We start from the raw sequence: 20,308 nt of genomic DNA, 5'->3' as shown, positions 1-20,308 counted from the left end.
GCAACAGCCTTACAGTCTACTGCCTCTTAGCGGCGCAGCGCGCGGCTGGAGGCGACCGAGCCCGAGATGGCCGCGAAGACGACGCCGACAAGGATGATCGCGGGGATCACGTACCAGGTGTCGGTGAGGTCGACCCACGGCACGGCCGTGACCTCGCGCGCGAGGTAGCCGTCGACGCCGAAGTGCACACCCGCGATGAGCGTTCCGCTCGCGAGGAGTCCACCGATGAGGGCGGCGATGACGCCCTCGAGCACGAACGGCGTGCGGATCGTGCCGTTCGAGGCACCGACGAAGCGCATGATCTCGACCTCGCGCTCGCGCGTGATCGCCGAGATGCGGATCGTCGTGCCGATCATCAGCACGGCCGAGAAGAGCATGATCGCGGCGATGCCGACGGCAACGTACGCGGCGATCGTCAGGCCGCGGAAGATCGGCTCGAGGTAGTCGAGCTGATCGGTGACCTCTTCCACGCCGGCGACGTCGGCGAACGCGTCGGTGATGACGGCGGTCTGATCCGGATCCTTCAAATCGACGTGGTAGACCGCGCTCGTCTGCTCGACGGTGAGGAGGCCCGCGAGCTCGTCGCCGAAGGTCTCGAGCATCGAGTCGTGCGCCTCCTGCTGCGTCTCGAAGGTGACACCGTCGATGAGCGGGGCGAGCACGTCGGAGTCGAGCTTGTCTTGCACCGCGGCGACCTGCTCGTCGCTCGCGACGCCGTCGAGGCAGGTGTCGGTGTCGGAGATCTCCGAGCACATGTAGATGTCCACCTTGGCGCGATCCTGGAAGTAGTCGCTCGTGCGCTGCAGCTGCGCGCCGAGCAGGATCGCGGCGCCCACGAAGGTGAGCGACACGAACGTAACCAGGATGACGGAGATGACGGTCGCGAGGTTGCGACGGATCCCCTGGAACGCCTCGGAGAGAACGAGGGAAAGCTTCATGAGGTGGGGCCCACTTCGTCGTCGGATCCGGCGATACCGAGTCGGTCGGCCATGCCGGCCTCCTCGACCTCAACCTCGATCGGCGGGACCGTGGTGGCGGTTTCGGGATCCGCCTTCTGCTCGGGGAAGTCGGCCGCGGTGACGGGCTCGACGCGGCCCTCTTCGACGTCGCGACGCAGCTCGGTCGCGGCCGTGAAGGCCAGCTGGGCCGAGACGCCTCGAATGACCTCGGGGCGCAGCGTCGCGAGCGCAGACGTGTCGCCGTAGGCGCCGCCCATCTCGTCGCGCACGAGGTTTCCGTCGCTCAGCTCGATGACCCGGCGGCGCATGTTGTCGACGAAGCTCGCCTCGTGCGTCGCCATGACGACGGTCGTGCCGTCGGCGTTGATCTGCTCGAGCAGGCGCATGATCTCGACCGACGTCGTCGGGTCGAGGTTTCCGGTCGGCTCGTCGGCCAGGAGGATCTGCGGGCCGTTGACGATCGCGCGGGCGATCGCGACGCGCTGACGCTCACCACCGGAGAGCTCGGACGGCAGGCGCTTGCCCTTGCCGCCGAGGCCCACGCGCTCGAGCACCTCGGGCACGGCGTGCTTGATGAAGGCGCGCGAGCGGCCGATGACGCGCAGCGCATAGGCGATGTTCTGCGACACCGTTTTCTTCTCGAGCAGCCGGAAATCCTGGTAGACCGTGCCGATGTTGCGCCGGAAGTACGGCGTGCGGCGGTCGCTCAGCGTGCGCGTATCGCGGCCGAGGACGAGCACGCGGCCCTCGCTCGGCGTGATCTCACGGGTGATGAGCGAAAGGCACGACGACTTTCCCGATCCCGAAGCGCCGACCAGGAACACGAACTCGCCGCGTTCCACCTCGAAGTCGACGCCGTCGAGCGCGGGCTGGGGGGTGCCACGGTAGCGCTGGGTGACGTTCTCAAACCGAATCATGTCGTCTCGAGCGTACGCGCCGCACATATGAGAGCGCGGATCGACACGTCACGCCGCGCCCATTCGCAGGACCGATCCGATGCCCTCGAGGGCGGCGCTGCGGTGCGCGATGACGATGAGCGTCACGCCCGGCAGGCTCTGCGCGCCGGCGCGCACGGCGCGCGCGGTCTGCGGATCCTGGTGGCTGGTCGCCTCGTCGAGGATCACGATGCGCGGGGTACGCGCGAGCGCGCGCGCCAGGGCGAGCCGCTGACGCTGGCCGCCCGAGAGCGACAGCGCGTCCTCGGAGAGCCGCGCGTTCAGGCCGTCGGGGTGTGCCCGCACGTCGTCCGCGAGCGCGGCGCGCTCGAGGGCGAGCCAGGCGTCGTCGTCGCTCAGCTGTGGGTTGCCGAAGCGCAGGTTCGCGAGCACGGTTCCCGACACGAGCACGGGGCGCTGCTCGACGAGCGCGATCGCGCGGCGGAGGTCGGCGAGGCGCACGCGGGAGATGCCGACGGCGCGTTCCCCGCCCACGAGCTCGATGGATCCGGCCCGCGGGTCGCGCTGGCGCACGAGGAGCGACGCGAGCGTCGACTTTCCGGATCCGGAGGCGCCCACGATGCCGAGGGATCCGCCGGCCGCGACCTCCGCGTCGACGCCGTCGAGCACGAGGGCGTCGCCGTAGCCGTAGCTGACGCCCGAGACGCGCAGGCCGAGGGGTCCCTCGGGGATCGATTCCGGATCCGCGGGGTCGGCGATGCTCGGCGCGCGGTCGACGATCGCGAGGTAGCGGCGCGCCGAGGCGAGGGCCGCGGGCAGGCTTCGGGCGAAGGCCTCGACGGCGGTGGCGGCGGGGGCCGCCGCGATCACCGCGACGGCGGCGACGAGGTGCGAGGCGAGGCTCGCGCGATCCGCGAGCGCGAGGATCGCGATCGCCGCCGCGAACGGCCACGCGATCGTGAGCCCGCGACGGATCGCGAGCACGGCGCCGCCGCGCCGCGAGGCGTCGGCGAGCTGGCCGTCGAGCGCCGCGAGGGCCGCCATGCGCTTGTCCTCGGCGCCGAGGGTGCGGATCTCGGCGAGGCCCGCGACGTCGCTCGCAAGGTGGTCGGCGATGCGGGCGCGGACCGACGCGGTCTGGCCCGCCGCCCGAGACGACGCGCGCGCCCCGACGAGCGGGACGACCACGACGCCGACAGCGAAGGCCGCCGCGGCGACGAGGCCGGCGGGGGTTCCGGCGCCCGCCCAGATCGCCGCGATCACGGCGATGGGCACGACGAGGGCCGTCACCGCCGGCACGATCGTGTGCGCGAAGAACACCTCGACGCGGTCGATGTCGCGCGTCGCGACGGTCGTGAGGTCGGCCGACGCCGAGTCTTCGTCGTCGGCCGAGAGCGGCGCGATGGCGTCGAAGAAGTCGAGCCGCATGCGCGCCAGGAGGTCGAAGGCGGCGCGGTGGCCGAGGTAGTGCTCGAGGTAGCGCGCGGCCCCCGCCAGCACGGCGATGACGATCAGCGCGGCGGCGAGCAGGATCAGCGAGACCTCTCCCCCGCCCCACACGCGCGCGATCGCCCAGACCGGCAGGGCCGCGAGCGCGATCGCCGCCGCGAGGTTAACGACGCGGGCGAGGAGGGATCCGGCCAGCCACAGCCAGGCGGGCCGCGCGATGCGTCCCAGGCGCGCGATCATCGGGCGCCCCCTTCCTCGAGAACCTCGGCGGGCAATCCGTCGCCCACGATCGCCCCGCCCGACATGCGGACGACGCGATCGGCGACCGCGGCCTCGTCGTGGCGGTGTGTGATCATCACGACCGTGCGGTCGCGCGTCGCGTCGCGGAGAGCGGCGATAACCCGCGCGGACGATGCCGGATCCAGGTGCGCCGTCGCCTCGTCGGCGATCAGCAGCGGGCGCTTCGTGAGGAGCGCGCGGGCGATCGAGATGCGCTGCGCCTGGCCGCCCGAGACTCCCCCGGCGCCCTCGCCGAGCACGGTATCGAGGCCGCGCGCGAGCTCGCTCCGCGCGTCGATGCCGGCGCGCGAGAGGGCGCGGAGCATGTCGTCGTCGCTCGCGCCCTCGCGGGCGAGCGCGAGGTTCTGCCGCACGGATCCGGGGAACAGCACCGCGCGCTGCGGGATGTACGCGACCGAATCATGGAGCGCCTCGCGCGACGCCGGGGCGCTGCCGAGCAGCACGCCGCTCGCGGGCACGAGCCCCGCCAGCGCCAGGGCGAGGGTCGACTTCCCCGCGCCCGAGGTGCCGACGATCGCCATCAGCGTGCCGGCCGTGATCTCGAGATCGACGCCGGTGACGGGGGTCGCGGATCCGCGGACGATGCTCGCCCCTCGCAGGGTGAGGATCGCGTCGGAAGAGGTCTTGAGCGGGGGCGCCGCGAGGTCGATCGCGGGGGCGGGATCCGGATCCGGCGCCAGCGCCGCGCGCACGCGCTCGCCCGCCGCGCGGCCCGCGAGGCCGACGTAAAACGAGCGCCCGAGCCGGTCGACGGGCTCGCGCAACAGCGCCGAGAGCAGCACGAGGGCGACGCCGATTCCCGGCGTCAGCCAGCCGTACGCGACGCCCGCGACGGCGAACACCGCGCTCGCGACGAGCGCCAGCACCCCGAACACGGCGTCGGTAATGAGGATGACGAGCTGATTGCGTCGCAGCAGCGCCATGACCTCGTCTCGCAGCGCCCGCGCCTGGTGCGCGATCGCGGCGCGGCGCGAGGCCTCGGCGCCCAGCATGCGCATGGTGTGGCGCACGCGCATCGTCTCGAGGAACATGCCGGTGAGGCGGCCCGAGACGGCGCGATAGCGCCCGCTCGACGAGCGCACGCGCGCGAGGAAGCCCGCGATCAGCACGGGCGCGAGCGCCGTGCCGACGGCGAGGGCGATCGCGACGCCCCACGAGACGTACACCGCGATCGCGATGAGCACGACGAGCGGCACGACCGCGCCCGCGACGAGCGGGCCGAGGAACGTCGCACGATAGTGCGCGAACCGCTCTACTTCCTCCGACGCGCGCGAGATGCGCTCGCCCGCCGGCACCTCGGAATCGATCGAGTCGTCGAGCGTGCGGCGCCAGGCGCGGGCGCGCCAGCGGCGCTCCTCGACCGGCTGCGCGAGCGAGGGGATCCACGTCTCCGCCGCCGCGGCGAGCCCCGCCGCAAGCGCAAAGACAAGCGCCCAGAGCCACGGCCCGCGCGCGACATCGCCCGTCGTGACCAGATCGATACCGCGGGCGATCATGAGGACGGCCGCGGTGAGAAAACCGGCGCGGAGGGCCGAAAAGGCGACGAGAAGCCACCCGGACGTGGGTACGTCCCGCAACAAACGGAGCACCATAGGAGCGTCATTATCTCGCGTCATGCTGTGCGGATGCCGACCGGTCGGCTACACATGCGGCACACTTGGGAGATGAGCAGTATCACGACGACGACGTCAGATGATCCCCGAGCCGTCCGAAGCCGCGAGCGCATGCAGGAAGCCCTCATGCGCATGCTCGCCGGCGAAGAGCTAAGCAGCATCGGCGTAGCCGAACTCTGCCGCGAGGCCGGCATCCACCGCACCACCTTCTACGGCCACTACGAAAGCATCGGCGAACTCGCCGCCGACACCTTCGCCGAGATCATCACGGCGGCCGCCGCCGCGTGCCCGCAGCCCGGCGACACCGTCGAACAGATCTCGCGCACCTACCTCTCCGCCGCCGAAAACGTGCTCGCCGCCGTCGCCCGCGACCGGTGCGCCATCCGGTCACTGCTCGACTCGCCCATGTCGCTCGACTTCCGCGGACGCCTCCGCGAACACTTCCTCGAACACGCCTCCAGCGCCATCGACGCCATGCGCGCCCACAACCCCACGCTCCCCGAAAACACCGACGTGGGCGCCGCCTTCGTCGCCGGCGGCATCGTCAGCGTCATCGAACTCTGGGCACACACCGACAGCGACGACGCCACCGCCTTCGCCGCGCGCATGTACCGGAGTATGCCCAGTTGGTGGCCCGTCGGTTCGTAAGGGCATCGCCCTTACGAACCGACTCGTATCCTTGCTCGCTTCGCTCGGGTAAGCTGCGCCCGCTTTGCGGGCTCGCTTGGGTTGAGCTCGTTGTTATTTTTGGGGTGAGCGGCGCCCGCCAGGGCGGGCGCGCTCGGGCCTCAGTTGTCGTTACCTTTGCGAGCGAGCGGCGGCCGCTTGGCGGGCGTGCTCGGGAGCCTGTTAGTTGTTGCGGGATCGCACGCTGAGGTCGCGGGCCAGGTGGTCGCGCTGCTCGATGACGATGCGGCGGAGGGACGCCGGGGCGTCCTCGTTCGCTGCGAGCCACGCGTCGACCGCGTCGAGCGTCGGCGTTGCCGGGAACAGCCCGCGCACCAGGCGGCGCGCGATCTCGATCGAACGCGCCTCCCACACCGGACGGATCCGCGCGAAGTAATCGGCGTCGAAACGCTCGATCAGATCGCGGCGCCCACCCGCGCGGAAGCCCGCGATCGTCGCGGCGAGGTGGTCGTTCGTCAGCGACTCGTCCTCCCACGCGGCACGCCACGCCTCCTCGCGGACGCGGGGCTTCGGACGCGAGGCGAGCGCCTCGACCGACGCCGTGCGGCCCGACATGGTGTCGTCGCGCGAGAGCTCCTCGCGGATCCGATCCTTGCCCCACGTGCCCACCGCCGCGAGAGCCTCGACCCACAGCCAGCGAAGATCCGCGTCGAGCGGGAGACCCTCGGGTGCGTCGATGCTGCCGTCGAGCATGCCGGCAATGGATCCGGAGCGGGCGTCGTGCACAGAGGCCGCGTGACCGAGCGCGCGAGCCCACGACAGCTGGGATCCGGAGCCGGGCTCGGCCTGCTCAAGGCCCTCCCACACCGTCTCGAGCCACATCGCGCGGGCGTCGGCGCGCACCTCATCGGCCACGTAGTGCTCGACCGTGAAGGCCGCGTTGCCGAGGACGCCCGCGAGAATGCCGACGTGGCCCTCCGCCGGGGCATGACGGCGCACGATCTCGAGGTAGCGCAGCGCCGGCAGCTCGCCGTCGCGCGTCGCGTTCCAGAGCGACGACCAGATGATGCCGCGGGCGAGGGCGTCATCGATCGTCGAGAGGCCGCGCTCGGCCGCCTTGAGCGAGCGCTCGTCGAGGCGCGCCTTGGCGTAGGTCAGGTCGCCGTCGTTGATGAGCATGAGATCGGCGTCCGGCAGCTCGACCGGCGTGCGTTCGCCCTCGATGTCGAGCTCGACGGTGGCGGTGCGCACGAGCGCCCCGTCCTCGAGCGAGAACGCACCCACGCGCAGGCGGTGCGGACGCGGATCCGTCTGCACGAGCGTCGAGCGGTCGTCGTCGAGCGTCAGGGTCGAAACGCCCGTCGTCTCGAGCCACGCCGTCGACCAGGCGCGCATGTCGCGGCTCGACGAGGCCTCGAGCGCGACCAGCAGGTCGTTCAGCGTCGTGTTGCCGTAGGCGTGATCGCGGAAGTACGCGCGGGCGCCCTCAAAGAACGCGTCCTCGCCCACGAAGGCGACGAGCTGCTTCAGAACCGACGCGCCCTTGGCGTAGGTGATGCCGTCGAAGTTGAGCTTCGCGGCCTCGAGGTCGGGGATGTCGGCGACGATCGGGTGCGTCGTCGGCAGCTGGTCCTGCTCGTAGGCCCACGCCTTGCGGCGGTTCGCGAACGACGCCCAGGCGTCGGTGAAGCGGGTCGCGGCGGCCGAGACGTGCGAGCCCATGTAGTCGGCGAACGACTCCTTGAGCCACAGGTCGTCCCACCACGTCATCGTGACGAGGTCGCCGAACCACATGTGGGCCATCTCGTGCAGGATCGTGTTGGCCCGGCCCTCGCGCTGGGCCTCCGTCGCGGCGCCGCGGAAGACGTAGGCCTCCGTGAACGTCACGAGGCCCGGGTTCTCCATCGCGCCGAGGTTGTACTCGGGCACGAAGATCTGGTCGTACTTGCCCCACGGGTACGCAAACGCGAACGCCTCGTCGAAGAAGTCGAGGCCCTGGCGCGTGATCTCGAAGATCTCGTCGTGGTCGAAGTGCTCGGCGAGCGAGGCGCGGCAGTAGGCGCCGAGGTCGACGCGCCGTTCGTTCTTCGTCCACGTGCTCGTGACGCGGTGGTACGGGCCCGCCGCAACGGCCGTGATGTACGACGAGATGCGCTTCGTGGGCGCGAACTCGACCGTCTGGCTCGCCCCGCCGCCCGTCGTGACGACGGCGCTCTGGTTGCTCAGCACGTGCCAGCCGGCGGGCGCCGTGATCACGAAGGTGTACTCGGCCTTCATATCGGGCTGCTCGAAGCAGGCCATCACGCGGCGCGAGTCGGCCGGCTCGTACTGCGTGTACAGGTAGGTGGCGCCGTCGACCGGATCCGTGAAGCGGTGCAGGCCCTCGCCCGAGCGGCTGTACGAACCGACCGCGTCGATGCGCACTTCGTTGCTCTGCTGCAGGCCGCTCACGCGGATCCGAGCGCCGTCCCACGCGACGCCCTGCTGGATGCCGTTGAGGGTGACGCTCTCGACGGCCTCGCCGATGAAGTCGATCCACGTCTCGTCAGTCGTTGCGTCGAAACGCAGCGTCGTGCTCGTCAGGAACCCGGACTCGTCGGCGCGCGTGGCGCTGGTGACGTCGAGCTCGACCCGGATGCTGTGCAGCGAGATGGCCGCGGATCGCGCCGCCGTCTCTTCGCGGGAAAGGTTGGCGGCGAGATTCGTACTCATAGGATCCATCGTACGAAACCCGCGCCTCCGCGCTAGCCGCGACCGAACTGTGCGGCAGCCGGGCAGTCGAACGGATCGCGCGCCGCGAGCCCCACCCGGTTGAGGTACTGCACCACGATGACGTAGGAGCGGCCGAGCGACGTCTCGGTGTACGGCACGCCGCGGCTCGCGCAGAACTCGCGCACGATCTGGCTGGCGCGGGCGAGGTGGGGCCGCGCCATGTTCGGGAACAGGTGGTGCTCGATCTGGTAGTTCAGGCCGCCCATCAGGGCCGTCGCCCACCATCCGCCGCGGATATTGCGCGAGGTGCGCACCTGCTTCGTGAAGAAGTCGAGCTTCGCGTCGGGCGCGATGATCGGCATGCCCTTGTGGTTCGGCGCGAACGAGGCTCCCATGTACACACCGAACACGGCCATCTGCACACCGAGGAAGGCGCACGCCATGCCGAACGGCAGAAGCAGGAAGATGGGCGTGAGATACAGCGCGAACCGCACAACGATCAGCGACAGCTCGATCCAGCGCCCCTTCACCTTCCCGGGCGTGAGCAGGTACTGCAGGCTGCGGAAGTGGAGGTTCAGCCCCTCGAGCATCAGCAGTGGGAAGAACAGCCAGCCCTGCTTGCGGGTGATCGCGCGCCGCAGGCCGCGGGCCGTCGCCGCGTCGTCCTCGAGGAACGAGATCGTATCGATCTCGATGTCCGGATCCTTCGCCACCCGGTTCGGGTTGCCGTGGTGCCGCGAGTGCTTGTTGTTCCACCACGAGGCGCTGAGGCCGATGGAGGCGGCGAGCACGCGGGCGAGGCGGTCGCTCGCGGGGCCGCCCGTGAGGATCTGGCGGTGCGCCGCCTCGTGAGCGAGGAACGCGACCTGCGTGAAGATGATGCCGAGCGCGCCCGCGATGAGCAGCTGGAACCAGCTCGCACCGAGCAAGATGAAGCCCGTGACCGCCCCGCCAAACGCGAGGGTGAGACCTATGCCGACAGCGGCATAAAAGCGCGGGGCGCGCGCATACAGCCCCGTCTCCCGCGCGACACGCGAGACCTCCGAGTAGGCCTTGGCCATGGGAGGGAAGTCTTCTGTGCGCGAATACGTCCGGCGGACCGGACCGAGCGTGGCGGAAGTTTCGAGGGGCATGGGCGCCGCCGTTCGGTTGTGGCGTGCCATCGCACGCCTTCGTCAGTGCAGCAGGCGAATGCCCATCGCCCTCACGAGGCTACGTGGGGACATATGCCCCAAGGCCCATGTATCTAATGAATCCGATTAGAGAGCGGCGTGATCCGCGTCGAACGCGTGGAAGGTGCGCGCCGAGTAGATGAGCGGCTGCGCCACGGATCCGGGCTCGACGCCGTCGATTTCGGCGACCACCAGCACGGATCCGCCGACCGAGACCGTGTCGCGGATCGTGCCGGTCAGGCGACCACGGGATCCGGCGAGCTGCAGCGCGCCCGCGTCGTCGTGCGACCAGCCCTGCACGTCGGTGAACCGCTCGCCGCCCGTGAAGGAGAACTGGCGGGCCGTCTCGACGTGCTCGGGTGCGAGGAAGTGGATCTGCAGGTTGTCGGCGCGAAGCAGGGCGCCGGCGGTGCCCGTCGCGCGGGTCACCGAGAACGACACGGCGGGCGGGTCGATCGCGACCGACGAGACGCTCGAGGCGGTGAGACCGACGGGACCCTCGGCGGTTTCTGCCGTGATGAGCGTGACCGCCAGCGGGTGATCGCGGAACGCGAGCTTGAAGCGATCGACGAGTTCGGGGGCGGGGTCGGTGTGTGCCATTCCTCGAAGGTACCGCCGGTCCGCCTCCGACGCCCATCGGAGCGTCACGTTGCGTCACGTTCGCTCGCGCGACGCGTCATACAACGTCATCTTCGGATGTGGGCGGAGGTTCCCTCGGCGATTCCTGGCCGGGTAGATTTGAGCCATGACCTCTCCTGTGGATCCCACTCAGACCTCTGCCTGGAACGAGCTGCTCGAGCTCGGTGACGGCTTCTCCCCCGATCTTCGCGCGTGGTTCGATGAGGATCCGGAGCGCGCCGAGCGCCTCTCGCTCGGCCTCGCAGACCTGCACGTCGACCTCTCGAAGAACCTCGTCACCGACGAGATCCTCGCGGCGCTCGTGAAGCTCGCGGAGGAGACCGGCGTCGCCGAGCGCTTCGCCGCGATGCTCGCGGGTGACCACATCAACACGACCGAGGACCGCGCCGTGCTGCACACGGCGCTCCGCGCGCCCGCCGGATCCGCCCTCACGGTCGACGGCCAGGACGTCGCCGGCGACGTGCAGGAGGTGCTCGGCCGCATCGACGAGTTCGCGACCCGCGTGCGCAGCGGCGAGTGGACCGGCGCGACCGGCAAGCGCGTCACGCACGTCGTCAACATCGGCATCGGCGGCAGCGACCTCGGCCCCGTCATGGTGTACGAGGCCCTCGCGCCCTACGCGACCGCGGGCATCGAGGCACGCTTCATCTCGAACATCGACCCGACCGACCTCGCGCAGAAGACGGCCGACCTCGACCCCGAGACGACGCTGTTCATCGTCGCGTCGAAGACCTTCACGACACTCGAGACACTCACGAACGCGCGCCTCGCCCGCACGTGGCTGTGGGAGGGCCTCGGCCTGACCGACGAGGCCGCGCAGAAGGACGCCGTCTCGAAGCACTTCATCGCGCTCTCGACGGCCCTCGACAAGGTCGCCGACTTCGGCATCGACCCCGCCAACGCCTTCGGGTTCTGGGACTGGGTGGGCGGCCGCTACTCGGTCGACTCGGCCATCGGCACCTCGCTCGCGATCGCGCTCGGCCCGGACGTGTTCCGCGAGCTGCTCTCGGGCTTCCACGCCGTCGACGAGCACGTGCGCACCACGCCGCTCGCGCAGAACTTGCCCGTGCTGATGGGCCTGCTGAACGTCTGGTACACCAACTTCCTCGGCGCCCAGTCGCACGCTGTGCTCCCCTACGCCCAGCAGCTGCACCGCTTCCCCGCGTACCTGCAGCAGCTCACGATGGAGTCGAACGGCAAGTCCGTGCGCTGGGATGGCACGCCCGTCACCACCGACACCGGCGAGGTCTTCTGGGGCGAGCCTGGCACCAACGGCCAGCACGCGTTCTACCAGCTGATCCACCAGGGCACGCGCCTCATCCCCGCCGACTTCATCGCGTTCGTGAACCCCGCCTACCCCCTCGAGGACGGCGGCCGCGACGTGCACGGACTGTTCCTCGCGAACTTCCTCGCGCAGACGAAGGCCCTCGCGTTCGGCAAGACGGCCGAAGAGGTCGAGGCCGAGGGCACGACCGGCGCGCTCGTCGCCGCCCGCACCTTCGAGGGCAACCGCCCGACGACGTCGATCTTCGCGCCGTCGCTGACCCCGTCGGTTCTCGGCCAGCTCATCGCGCTGTACGAGCACATCACCTTCACGCAGGGCACGATCTGGGGCATCAACTCGTTCGACCAGTGGGGCGTCGAGCTCGGCAAGCAGCTCGCCCTGCAGATCGCCCCGGCGATCGAGGGTGACGAGTCGGCCGTCGAGACACAGGACGCCTCGACCCGCGCCCTCCTCGCGTACTACCAGGCGCACCGCGCGTAATCGCGTTCACGCGAAGGGCCGCCCCGTCGGGGCGGCCCTTTTGTGTTGTTACGTTCGTGGGCGTCGCGGGGTGCCTTTGGGGATGCCGTTGTGTCGTTCTCGCGCGACAAAACGACGTGATGGCATCCTTGAGGCACGTTTCGGGGGCATGTGCGCGTTTAGGGATGGCGTCGTGTCGTTCTCGGCGCCCAGAACGACACGAACGCATCCCTAAGGCGTGCGTCACAGGTAGAACCTGGGCGCCGGGGTGAGGGTCAGCGTTGAGCGGCGGGTGTATGCCGCGACCATGCGGCGTGCGCCTTCGTCGGGATCGCCGAGAACGTGCGGCGTCGCGAGGTGCATGTCCTCCCACCCGACGTCGTGCATGCGGGTGGAGCGATCGATGTCGTGCACGAAGCGATCCTTGTCGCGGTGCACCGCTCCGTCGTACTCGAAGGCGAGTCGCAGATCGGGGTAGGCCATGTCGTTGCATGCGACGAACCCGCCGTCGACAACAATGTCGTAGTCGAGTTCGGGTTCAGGCAGGCCGGCGTCGATGCCGATCAGCCTCATGTGGGTCTCGGGGCGCGACGACGCACCGGTGCGCGCACGCGACAGCGCGTGACGTAGCTTCGGCGCGTCCTTCCGCCTGCGCCGAGTGAGTGCGCGGGTCAGCAACTCCCTCGTCGCAAACGGCGCCGTGCGCGAGAGCGGAACGATGTTCCCGGGGCTCCGCGGAACGCGCAGGAGGTAGTCGGTTGCCGCGACGAGATCGTATTCGTCGAGAAACGGCGCGAGGCTCACCCACGTCGCTACCGGATCCGCGATGCGCACGCCCTTGACGACCCGCACCGCTGCGTCGCGCACGCGGTGACCGGCGATTCCCGGACGGTGCGGCGCAGTCCGCGGACTGGGAACGCCGACGTGCAGCTCACGGTGCAGGCCCGCGGGAAGTGGCAGCCCCGCGATGAGCGCCGCGGTCGGCCCGACGAAGAACGCGTGGTCGGGCATGATCGCGGCGTACGCGCGGATCCGCCGCCACGCGTCTGCTTCCTCCGCCTCCGCGCGGCTGAGTCCCTCGGGATCCGTCCCCACGCGGGCCCGCGCGCCGCGAAACGGAATCTCGAGGTCGTCGCGTCGCAGGCGTGATACCGTCGCGCCCTGCTCGATCGCGTCGGCCAGCGAGAAACACGTACTGAGCCCCTCGGGTAGGGGCGCGGGCAGGCGCATCATCGCGCCTTGCGGTCGAGCCACTGCGGGGAGGCAACGACGTCGATCAGCTCGCCGACGAACTGCGCGATCAGGTTGCTCGCGTCGGCACAGCGTCCTTCTTCGGAGTAGGCCGCGGCGAGCGCGCGCTTTCCTCGCGCCCAGAAGATCCAGCCGAGCATTGAGAATGTCTCGCAGCGCATGTTGTGCGGAAGGTGCGATGCCACGCGCCGAAGGATCCGGGCAAGGGATACGAGCCGCTCCTCGTCGGGCTGTCGACGCACCTTCCCCCAGAGCATCTGAGCCGTGCGTTCATAGACACGGCTCCGCTCAGAATGGATAGCGTCGATCTCGGCAGCCGTCGTTGCGCCACGTTGAATGACCCGCTTGTTCGTCCGGACCATCTCCCGCAGATGTTCCTCCGCGATGCGACGACCAAACGCCGTGCAGATCAGAACGAGCTCAGGGACAACCGGAAAGCTCAGCATGTGCGCCAGCACGCCGCACTCTTCGGGGCTCGGATCCTCGTCCGATCCGAGCAGGGCTTCGACCATCGGCACCATCAGCACTAGCGATCCCGCGAGATCAAGCACGCCGGATTCTTCGTCGTCATCGTCACCCGCGTCCAGGGCGTCGATCGTGTCCAGCGCGAGTTGGTGAACCTTGCGCATCGCAGCGCGCGCATCATCGGGAGGGGCTTCACGAAGATAAACGCTCGAGGCTTCGTCAATCAGTACGTCATCCATGGCGACGAGTCTGACGCCAATCGCGGCGTCGATTCGAAGATCGCCAAATCTGTGGATAACCCCGTCTTCAGGGATGCCGTCGTGCGATTACGCGCCCCAGGGATGGCGTTAGGTCGTTCTCAGCGCGCAGAACGACACGAACGCATCCCTCAAGCCGTCAGCGACGCCGGGAGGTGACCCACTTCCTCGCCCGTCGTGAAGAAGTGGCGGAATTCGTAGACGAGGGGGCTCCAGAGGCGGGGATCCGGGAGGGCGGTGCCGGGCTTGAGGATCCGCGGATCCGCGTGCACGCGCAGCACCTCGGCCTCGACCATGAACCACTCCCCCGTGTGGCCGGGCGTCGCGCGGATGACGCGCGCCTCGAACTGCAGCTGGCACTCGGCGACGCGCGGCACCGCCACGAGGTCGGAACCCTGCGGCGTGAGGCCCGCGACGCCGAACTTGTCGGCCTCGTGGCGGTAGCGTCCCTTGCCCTCCGGCACGGGGTTCGCGCCGGTCGTGCCGTCGAGCCGAAGCACGGCGTCGACGAGGTCTCCCGACGGGAAGTTCACCGTGAGGTCGGGTCGCACGAGCAGGTTCTGCACCGTCTTGCCCGCGCCCTCGAGGCCCAAAACGATCGTGGATCCGAGGGCCCAGTAGCTCGACGCGGGCGAGAGGTTCGTGGATCCGTCGGGGTTTTCGGTCGCGATGAGATAGGCCGAGCTGCCGACGTAGAGGGTTTCGGGTTGGGCGATGACGTGCGACGGCGCGGCGGAATTCATACCTCGATCGTAGGCGCGGCCGCGAGCTCGAGGAGCTGCGCCTCGAGCGCGTCCACGTCGTCGCGCGTCAGCACGGTGCCCCAGAGCGGGGCGGCGCTCACGCCGTCGGTCGCCGTGAGCACGAGCCGCACGACGGCCGGGTCGAGTCCGTCGGCGAACAGCTCGTCGTGCCAGCGGGCGCCGTCGTCGGCGGCGATCTGCTGGATCCGCGGTTCGTGGATGAGCTGCGCCGCGACTGAGATCATGTCTCGCGTCGCCGCCTCGTCGGCGACGTCGGCGAAGCTCACCCGCACATAGGCGCGGAGCAGGCGCCCCGGGTCCGGATCCGCGGCCGCGAGGTCGTGGACGGCGTCGTAGAACGCATCGAACAGGCGCCGCGCGACGGCCTCGAGCAGGTCGTCCTTGCTCGCGAAGTGGTACAGCAGGCCGCCCTTCGAGACGCCCGCGGCCTCGGCGATCGCCGAGATCGGCACCCCGGATCCGCGGCGGCTGATGAGGCGCGCCGCCGCGTCGATGATCTGGAGCCGCGTGTCGTCGGCGTCTCGGCCCGTCGTCCTACCCATGAGCATCCACGGTAGCGCGCGAGTTCGGGATCAGGCGCCAGGCGAGCAGCGCGCCGACCGCCATAACGCCGGCCGCGACGAAGGTCGTCGTCTGCATCGCCGCGACGAACGCGTCGTGCGCCGCCGCGAGCGCGGGGCTCGACGCGTCGAGCTCGGCCATGGCCCTCGCGAGCGAGTCGCGGGCGGCCTCCGAGCCCTCGGATCCGGCGGGGAGCACCAGCTGCGCGCGGTACAGGACGGTCATGAGGGATCCGAGAATCGCGATGCCGAGGGCGCCGCCGAGCTCGTATGCCGTCTCGGAGATCGACGACGCTGCGCCGGCTTTTTCCGACGGAACGGCCGACACGACCGCGTCGACGCTGAGCGTCTCGGAGATGCCGATGCCGAAGCCCAGCGGCACGAGCGCGAACACGACCCAGAGCACGCTCTCGGCCTGCTCGAGGGTGCCGACGAGCAGCAGTCCCACGGCGCCGATCGTCAGCGCCAGCGCGATCGCCCGGCCGCGGCCAAGCCGGCGCAGCAGCATGCCCACGACCGTGATCGCGGCCATCGACGCGAGCGCCGCGGGGAGCTGCGCGAGCCCCGCCTCGAGCGGCCCGAGCTCGCGCGCGAGCTGCAGGTACTGCGAGAAGAAGAACAGCGCGCCGCTCATCGCGAACACCGAGATGAAGTTGACCACGACCGCGCCCGAGAACGCGCCGTTCTTGAACAGGTCGACCTCGATCATGGGGTGGCTCGAGCGCCGCTGGCGGCGGATGAATAGCCACGCGCCGACGACCGAGGCGATCACGAGTGCCGCCGCGAACAGGTCGAACGTGCCGCCGGCGACGCGCTTGATCAGGGCGACGAACGGCACGATCGCGAGCATCGACAGGGCGCTCGAGAGCAGGTCGAAGCGGCCCGAATCCGGGTTCTTCGACTCGGGCAGCAGGATCGCGCCGGCGACGAGGATCACGAGCATGACGGGGATGTTGATGAGGAACACGGATCCCCACCAGAAGTGTTCGAGCAGCACGCCGCCCACGATCGGGCCGAGCGCGATGCCGCTCGCGGCCGCCGCCGACCAGATCGCGATCGCGCGGGTGCGCTCCGTCGGATCCGTAAAGATGTTGCGGATCAGCGACAGCGTCGACGGCATGAGCGTCGCGCCCGCGATACCCAGCACGAGTCGCGCCGCGATGAGCACCTCGGCGCTCGGAGCGAAGGCGGCGACGATCGACGCGATGCCGAAGGCGGCGGATCCAATGAGCAGGAGCTTCTTGCGGCCGATGCGGTCGGCGACGTTGCCCATGGTGACGAGCAGGCCCGCGATCGCGAGCGAGTAGATGTCGCCGATCCACAGCACCTGGGTGGCGGTGGGGTCGAGGTCGCGGGTGAGCGAGGGCACCGCGAGGTACAGCACCGTCGAATCGATTGCGAGGAGCAGCACGGCACCGGTGAGTACCGCAAGGCTGAGCCAACGTCGCATGAAGAATCCTTTACTTAACCGTCCAGTCGGTACAGTTTGACGGAAACGGTTGAGCAAAAGCTGGGCAATCCCGCGTTACAAGGTGAACGTTTTGAGAACGCTACGCTTGGGCGTCCACGCGAGCTCGTAGTCGGCGTCAGGCGCGGACTCGCGCGTCGCGACGGCACAGTGGGGCGCGAGCTCCTGTTCCGTCGCGAAGCGCCGGAGTGCGCGCGCGGCGATGGCCGTGTCGACTACGGGGCAGAACAGGTTGACGACGGTTTCCTCGCGGCCGGACGCCTCGGGCGGCGTGCCGCCGATGTCGTTTCCGTCGCAGTGCCCCAGCCCCAGCCACCCGAGGCGGGTGTCGAGGGCGATCTCGGCCTCGTCGAGGAACCTCGCGTCGGCCGGGTCGGAGAAGTCGGGCGAGGCCGTCCAGTACTGCAGGACGGCCCAGCCCATGTCGTCTTCGTCGATCTCGGCATAGCCGTCGGCGGCGGCGCCCTCGCGGAACGCCGCGAGCTGCTGATCCTCCGTTGCCTTATTGGGCCAGTCGCTCGAGTGCAACCGCTCGCTCGACACCTTCCCCTTGGTGCCGACCTTCCCCGTGTGGGTCACCATGAAGGCTGCATCACGCCAGATCTCGCGGTACCACAGCACGCCCTCGTCGTCGCGCCGATACGTCTTGATCATCGTCATGCGGCCATCATGACACGGCGCGGGCGAGGCCGTGGCGCGGGTTTTCGAGCGAAAGAATATTGCGGATCCCGTCGAGAAAAGAGTGCGATCTCGCGGGGGTAAGCGGTTGCCCGGCGCATCCGGGTCTTGTAACGTTCCAAAAGCGTGCGAGCGGCGCCTGCCGGACCGCGCGCGACGACGCCCGGCGATGCCGCCGGGGCAGACTGAACGGAGATTCGATGAGGAATTCGACATTCTGGACCAGGCGCGCGACGCGCCTCGGCGCGTGCGCGGTGGCGGCCTCGCTCGCCGTCGCGCTGCCGGGTATCGCGAGCGCCGCGCAGGCGGATCCGGGGGTCACCTCCCTCGAGATCCCCGCGCAATTCGAGAAGAACCTCGACCGCGGGCTCGTCGCCGCGACGACCGGCGACGGCGTGTTCGTCAGCTGGCGGCTGCTCGGCAGCGAGACGACCGGCAGCACCAACGAGGGCATGACGGGCGCCGACTTCGCGCTCTACCGCGACGGCGAGAAGATCGCCACGATCACCGACAGCACCAACTACCTCGACGAGACCGGCGCAGCCGACTCGCGCTACACCGTCGCCGCGATGGTCAACGGCGTCGAGCTCGAGCAGAGCGCGGCCGTAACGCCGTGGGGCGGGCAGTACGCGTCGATCCCGATCCAGAAGCCCGAGGGCGGGCGCATGCCCGCCGGCGTACTCTTCCCCGAGGGCGAGGAGTACACGTATGCCGCCAACGACATGTCGGTCGCCGACGTCGATGGCGACGGCGAGTACGAGTACGTCGTCAAGTGGTATCCGTCGAACGCGAAGGACGTCTCGCAGCGCGGGTACACCGGATCCACAATCATCGACACCTACGAGGCCGACGGCACGCTGCTGCACCGCATCGACCTGGGCGTTAACGTGCGCTCGGGCGCCCACTACACGCAGTTCATGGTTAAAGACTTCGACGGCGACGGCAAGGCCGAGATCATGATGAAGACGGCTCCGGGCACGACCGTCACGTCGAACGGGCAGACCTCGCCCATCACCCTGCCCGCCGACGACGTCGCGGCCGGCGTCACGAACCACGACGATTACCGCCTCTCGGCCGATGGCTACGCCGATCACCTCGCTGGCATCTTCGCGGGCTGGGCCGATCGCGAGGAGGTGCGCTCGGGCCAGTGGCCCGCGACCGTCGAGGCGGCGCTCGGCATCGACGACCGCTACGACTACCCGCTCTCCGAGAGCGACGCGGCCGAGCTCGCCGACTACTTCATCGGCGTCTGGGCGCCGGGCCGCAGCGGCAACAACAAGCTGCGCGAGTTCGAGGGCTTCATCGTCGACGGCCCCGAATACCTGACGGTGTTCGACGGCGAAACCGGGGCCGAGCTCGACACCGTCGACTACACGCCCGAGCGCGGCGACGACGGCCTGCTGTGGGGCGACTACGCGATGGCGCGCATCGAGCCGGGCAACCGCGTCGACCGCTTCCTCGCGGGCGTCGCGAACCTCGACGGTCACTCGACGTCGGCGATCTTCGCGCGCGGCTATTACACCCGCGCGGTCATCGCCGCGTACGACTGGGACGGCACCGACCTCACCACGCGGTGGGTCGCCGATAGCGGCCACGTCGCGATGTCGAACCCGTTCAACGACGGCCCGCACGGCGGCGTCGGTTCGGATCCGGAACTCGGCACGCTCGCCGGGCAGGGCTTCCACTCGCTGTCGGCCGCCGACGTCGATGGCGACGGCAAGCACGAAATCGTCTACGGATCCGCCACCGTCGACGACGACGGATCGCTGCTCTACAGCTCGTGGGACACGCTGCCCGAGCAGAGCGCCGATCCCGGCGCCTACGCGAAGCTCGGCCACGGCGACGCGATGCACGTGACCGACATCCTCCCCGATCGCCCGGGACTCGAGATCTACTCGGTTCACGAGGGCGGCGTATGGGCTCCCTACGGCTGGGCGCTGCGCGACGCCGCGACGGGTGTGCTCATCGACGGCGCCTACTCGGGCCGCGACACCGGCCGCGGCATGGTCGGCGACATTAATCCCGAGAACCCGGGGCTCGAGTACTGGCCCGGCCCCGACTTCGGCGGCTACACCGCGGGCACCAACATGTCGATCCGCTGGACCGGCGATATGACGACCCAGCTCGTCGCGGGCGGCGAGGGATCCCCCGTCAGCATCCAGGACGGCCGCGGCAACGTGCTGCTCGACGTCGCCGGCACGAGTACGAACAACGGCACGAAGGGCAACCCGTCGCTCGTCGCCGACGTCTTCGGCGACTGGCGCGAGGAGCTCCTCGTGCGCGACACCGATAGCACCGAGATCCGCATCTACACGGCGACAGACGTCACCGACCGCAAGCTGACGACCCTCATGCACGACCCGCAGTACCGCGTCGAGGTCGCCCGCCAGAACACCGCATACAACCAGCCGAGCTACACGAGCTACATGCTCGCGAGCGACATCGACTACTCGGACGTGCCGGTCTACACGACGCCCGTCACCGCCGAGGCGCCGCAGTTCGTCGAAAAGCCCGGCCGCGGCCAGGACGGCTACGTCATCCCCGACACCGAGCACGTCACCTACTACGTCGACGGCGAGCCGGTCGAGCCCGGTTTCCACCGCGAAAAGTGGTCCGTCGGGGTCACCGCGGTCGCGGATCCGTGGTTCCGCACCGAGGGCGACGCGACCTGGGAGTACAGCTTCCAGGCGGGGTCGCACCGTAACTAAACAGTGAGCACCGCAACGAAACAGTGAGGCGTGCGGCGCCGGATCC

The 20,308-nt window shown here is 69.7% G+C and carries 16 protein-coding genes; 3 read left to right on the top strand and 13 right to left on the bottom strand.

Annotated features, from left to right (window positions below; translation table 11 throughout):
• Positions 1 to 26: 26 nt before the first annotated feature.
• The 4 genes from ftsX to DTO57_RS00740 are packed head-to-tail and all read right to left on the bottom strand — an operon-like array spanning position 27 to position 5,181.
• On the bottom strand, positions 27 to 938 hold the full coding sequence (ftsX, locus tag DTO57_RS00755; RefSeq protein ID WP_114116325.1) for a permease-like cell division protein FtsX: 912 nt from the start codon (positions 936 to 938) through the stop codon (positions 27 to 29).
• The gene (gene ftsE / locus DTO57_RS00750; RefSeq protein WP_114116324.1) at positions 935 to 1,876 is read right to left on the bottom strand and encodes a cell division ATP-binding protein FtsE; all 942 of its coding nucleotides are present in this window, start codon (positions 1,874 to 1,876) and stop codon (positions 935 to 937) included. The genes ftsX and ftsE overlap by 4 nt, the downstream gene beginning before the upstream one ends.
• Positions 1,877 to 1,924: 48 nt before the next feature.
• A complete protein-coding gene (locus DTO57_RS00745; protein WP_114116323.1) occupies positions 1,925 to 3,544 on the bottom strand; it encodes an ATP-binding cassette domain-containing protein in 1,620 nt (539 codons plus the stop codon).
• Positions 3,541 to 5,181, bottom strand: coding sequence for an ATP-binding cassette domain-containing protein (locus tag DTO57_RS00740; RefSeq protein WP_162785611.1), 1,641 nt, complete (start codon positions 5,179 to 5,181; stop codon positions 3,541 to 3,543). Before DTO57_RS00740 ends, DTO57_RS00745 begins: the two co-directional genes overlap by 4 nt.
• A gap of 87 nt (positions 5,182 to 5,268) precedes the next feature.
• On the opposite strand from DTO57_RS00740, the gene DTO57_RS00735 reads away from it, so the two are divergent.
• Complete coding sequence (locus DTO57_RS00735) at positions 5,269 to 5,865, top strand: TetR/AcrR family transcriptional regulator (RefSeq protein WP_162785610.1); 597 nt, start codon at positions 5,269 to 5,271, stop codon at positions 5,863 to 5,865.
• A 201-nt stretch (positions 5,866 to 6,066) separates the two neighbouring features.
• Here DTO57_RS00735 and pepN read toward each other — a convergent pair whose 3' ends face one another.
• From pepN to DTO57_RS00720, 3 genes are all read right to left on the bottom strand, one after another.
• Entirely contained in the window at positions 6,067 to 8,556 is a 2,490-nt protein-coding gene (gene pepN, locus DTO57_RS00730; protein ID WP_114116320.1) for an aminopeptidase N, read from the bottom strand.
• A gap of 32 nt (positions 8,557 to 8,588) precedes the next feature.
• A complete protein-coding gene (locus DTO57_RS00725; protein ID WP_373285632.1) occupies positions 8,589 to 9,689 on the bottom strand; it encodes a fatty acid desaturase family protein in 1,101 nt (366 codons plus the stop codon).
• A 126-nt stretch (positions 9,690 to 9,815) separates the two neighbouring features.
• Positions 9,816 to 10,328, bottom strand: a complete 513-nt coding sequence (locus tag DTO57_RS00720) for a flavin reductase family protein (protein WP_114116318.1) — start codon at positions 10,326 to 10,328, stop codon at positions 9,816 to 9,818.
• Between the two features lie 145 nt (positions 10,329 to 10,473).
• Between DTO57_RS00720 and pgi the strand changes: the two genes are divergently transcribed.
• Complete coding sequence (gene pgi / locus DTO57_RS00715) at positions 10,474 to 12,132, top strand: glucose-6-phosphate isomerase (RefSeq protein WP_114116317.1); 1,659 nt, start codon at positions 10,474 to 10,476, stop codon at positions 12,130 to 12,132.
• A 222-nt stretch (positions 12,133 to 12,354) separates the two neighbouring features.
• Here the strand turns inward: pgi and DTO57_RS00710 are convergent, their stop codons facing one another.
• The 6 genes from DTO57_RS00710 to DTO57_RS00685 all read right to left on the bottom strand — a co-directional run bounded on the left by DTO57_RS00710 (position 12,355) and on the right by DTO57_RS00685 (position 17,536).
• Positions 12,355 to 13,365 carry a hypothetical protein gene (locus DTO57_RS00710; protein WP_162785609.1) on the bottom strand — a complete coding sequence of 337 codons (1,011 nt, stop codon included), beginning with the start codon at positions 13,363 to 13,365 and terminating at the stop codon, positions 12,355 to 12,357.
• Entirely contained in the window at positions 13,341 to 14,066 is a 726-nt protein-coding gene (locus DTO57_RS00705) for a hypothetical protein (protein WP_162785608.1), read from the bottom strand. Before DTO57_RS00705 ends, DTO57_RS00710 begins: the two co-directional genes overlap by 25 nt.
• Positions 14,067 to 14,215: 149 nt before the next feature.
• Positions 14,216 to 14,827 (bottom strand): flavin reductase family protein, encoded by a 612-nt coding sequence (locus DTO57_RS00700; protein WP_114116314.1) that lies wholly within the window; start codon positions 14,825 to 14,827, stop codon positions 14,216 to 14,218.
• Complete coding sequence (locus DTO57_RS00695) at positions 14,824 to 15,390, bottom strand: TetR/AcrR family transcriptional regulator (protein ID WP_114116313.1); 567 nt, start codon at positions 15,388 to 15,390, stop codon at positions 14,824 to 14,826. Before DTO57_RS00695 ends, DTO57_RS00700 begins: the two co-directional genes overlap by 4 nt.
• Positions 15,383 to 16,858: an MFS transporter gene (locus tag DTO57_RS00690; protein ID WP_114116312.1), complete on the bottom strand. Its 1,476-nt coding sequence runs from the start codon at positions 16,856 to 16,858 to the stop codon at positions 15,383 to 15,385. Before DTO57_RS00690 ends, DTO57_RS00695 begins: the two co-directional genes overlap by 8 nt.
• Before the next feature lie 75 nt (positions 16,859 to 16,933).
• Entirely contained in the window at positions 16,934 to 17,536 is a 603-nt protein-coding gene (locus DTO57_RS00685; protein ID WP_114116311.1) for a hypothetical protein, read from the bottom strand.
• Positions 17,537 to 17,754: 218 nt separating this feature from the next.
• Here DTO57_RS00685 and DTO57_RS00680 point away from each other — a divergent pair, with 218 nt between their 5' ends.
• Positions 17,755 to 20,262 (top strand): rhamnogalacturonan lyase, encoded by a 2,508-nt coding sequence (locus tag DTO57_RS00680; RefSeq protein ID WP_162785607.1) that lies wholly within the window; start codon positions 17,755 to 17,757, stop codon positions 20,260 to 20,262.
• The last annotated feature ends 46 nt before the right edge of the window (positions 20,263 to 20,308 follow it).

Origin of the sequence: Microbacterium sorbitolivorans (assembly GCF_003327285.1) — a bacterium.
Classification (GTDB): domain Bacteria; phylum Actinomycetota; class Actinomycetes; order Actinomycetales; family Microbacteriaceae; genus Microbacterium; species Microbacterium sorbitolivorans.
The sequence above is the reverse complement of the archived record's forward strand: the minus strand, read 5'-3'. Positions and strand labels throughout refer to the sequence as shown.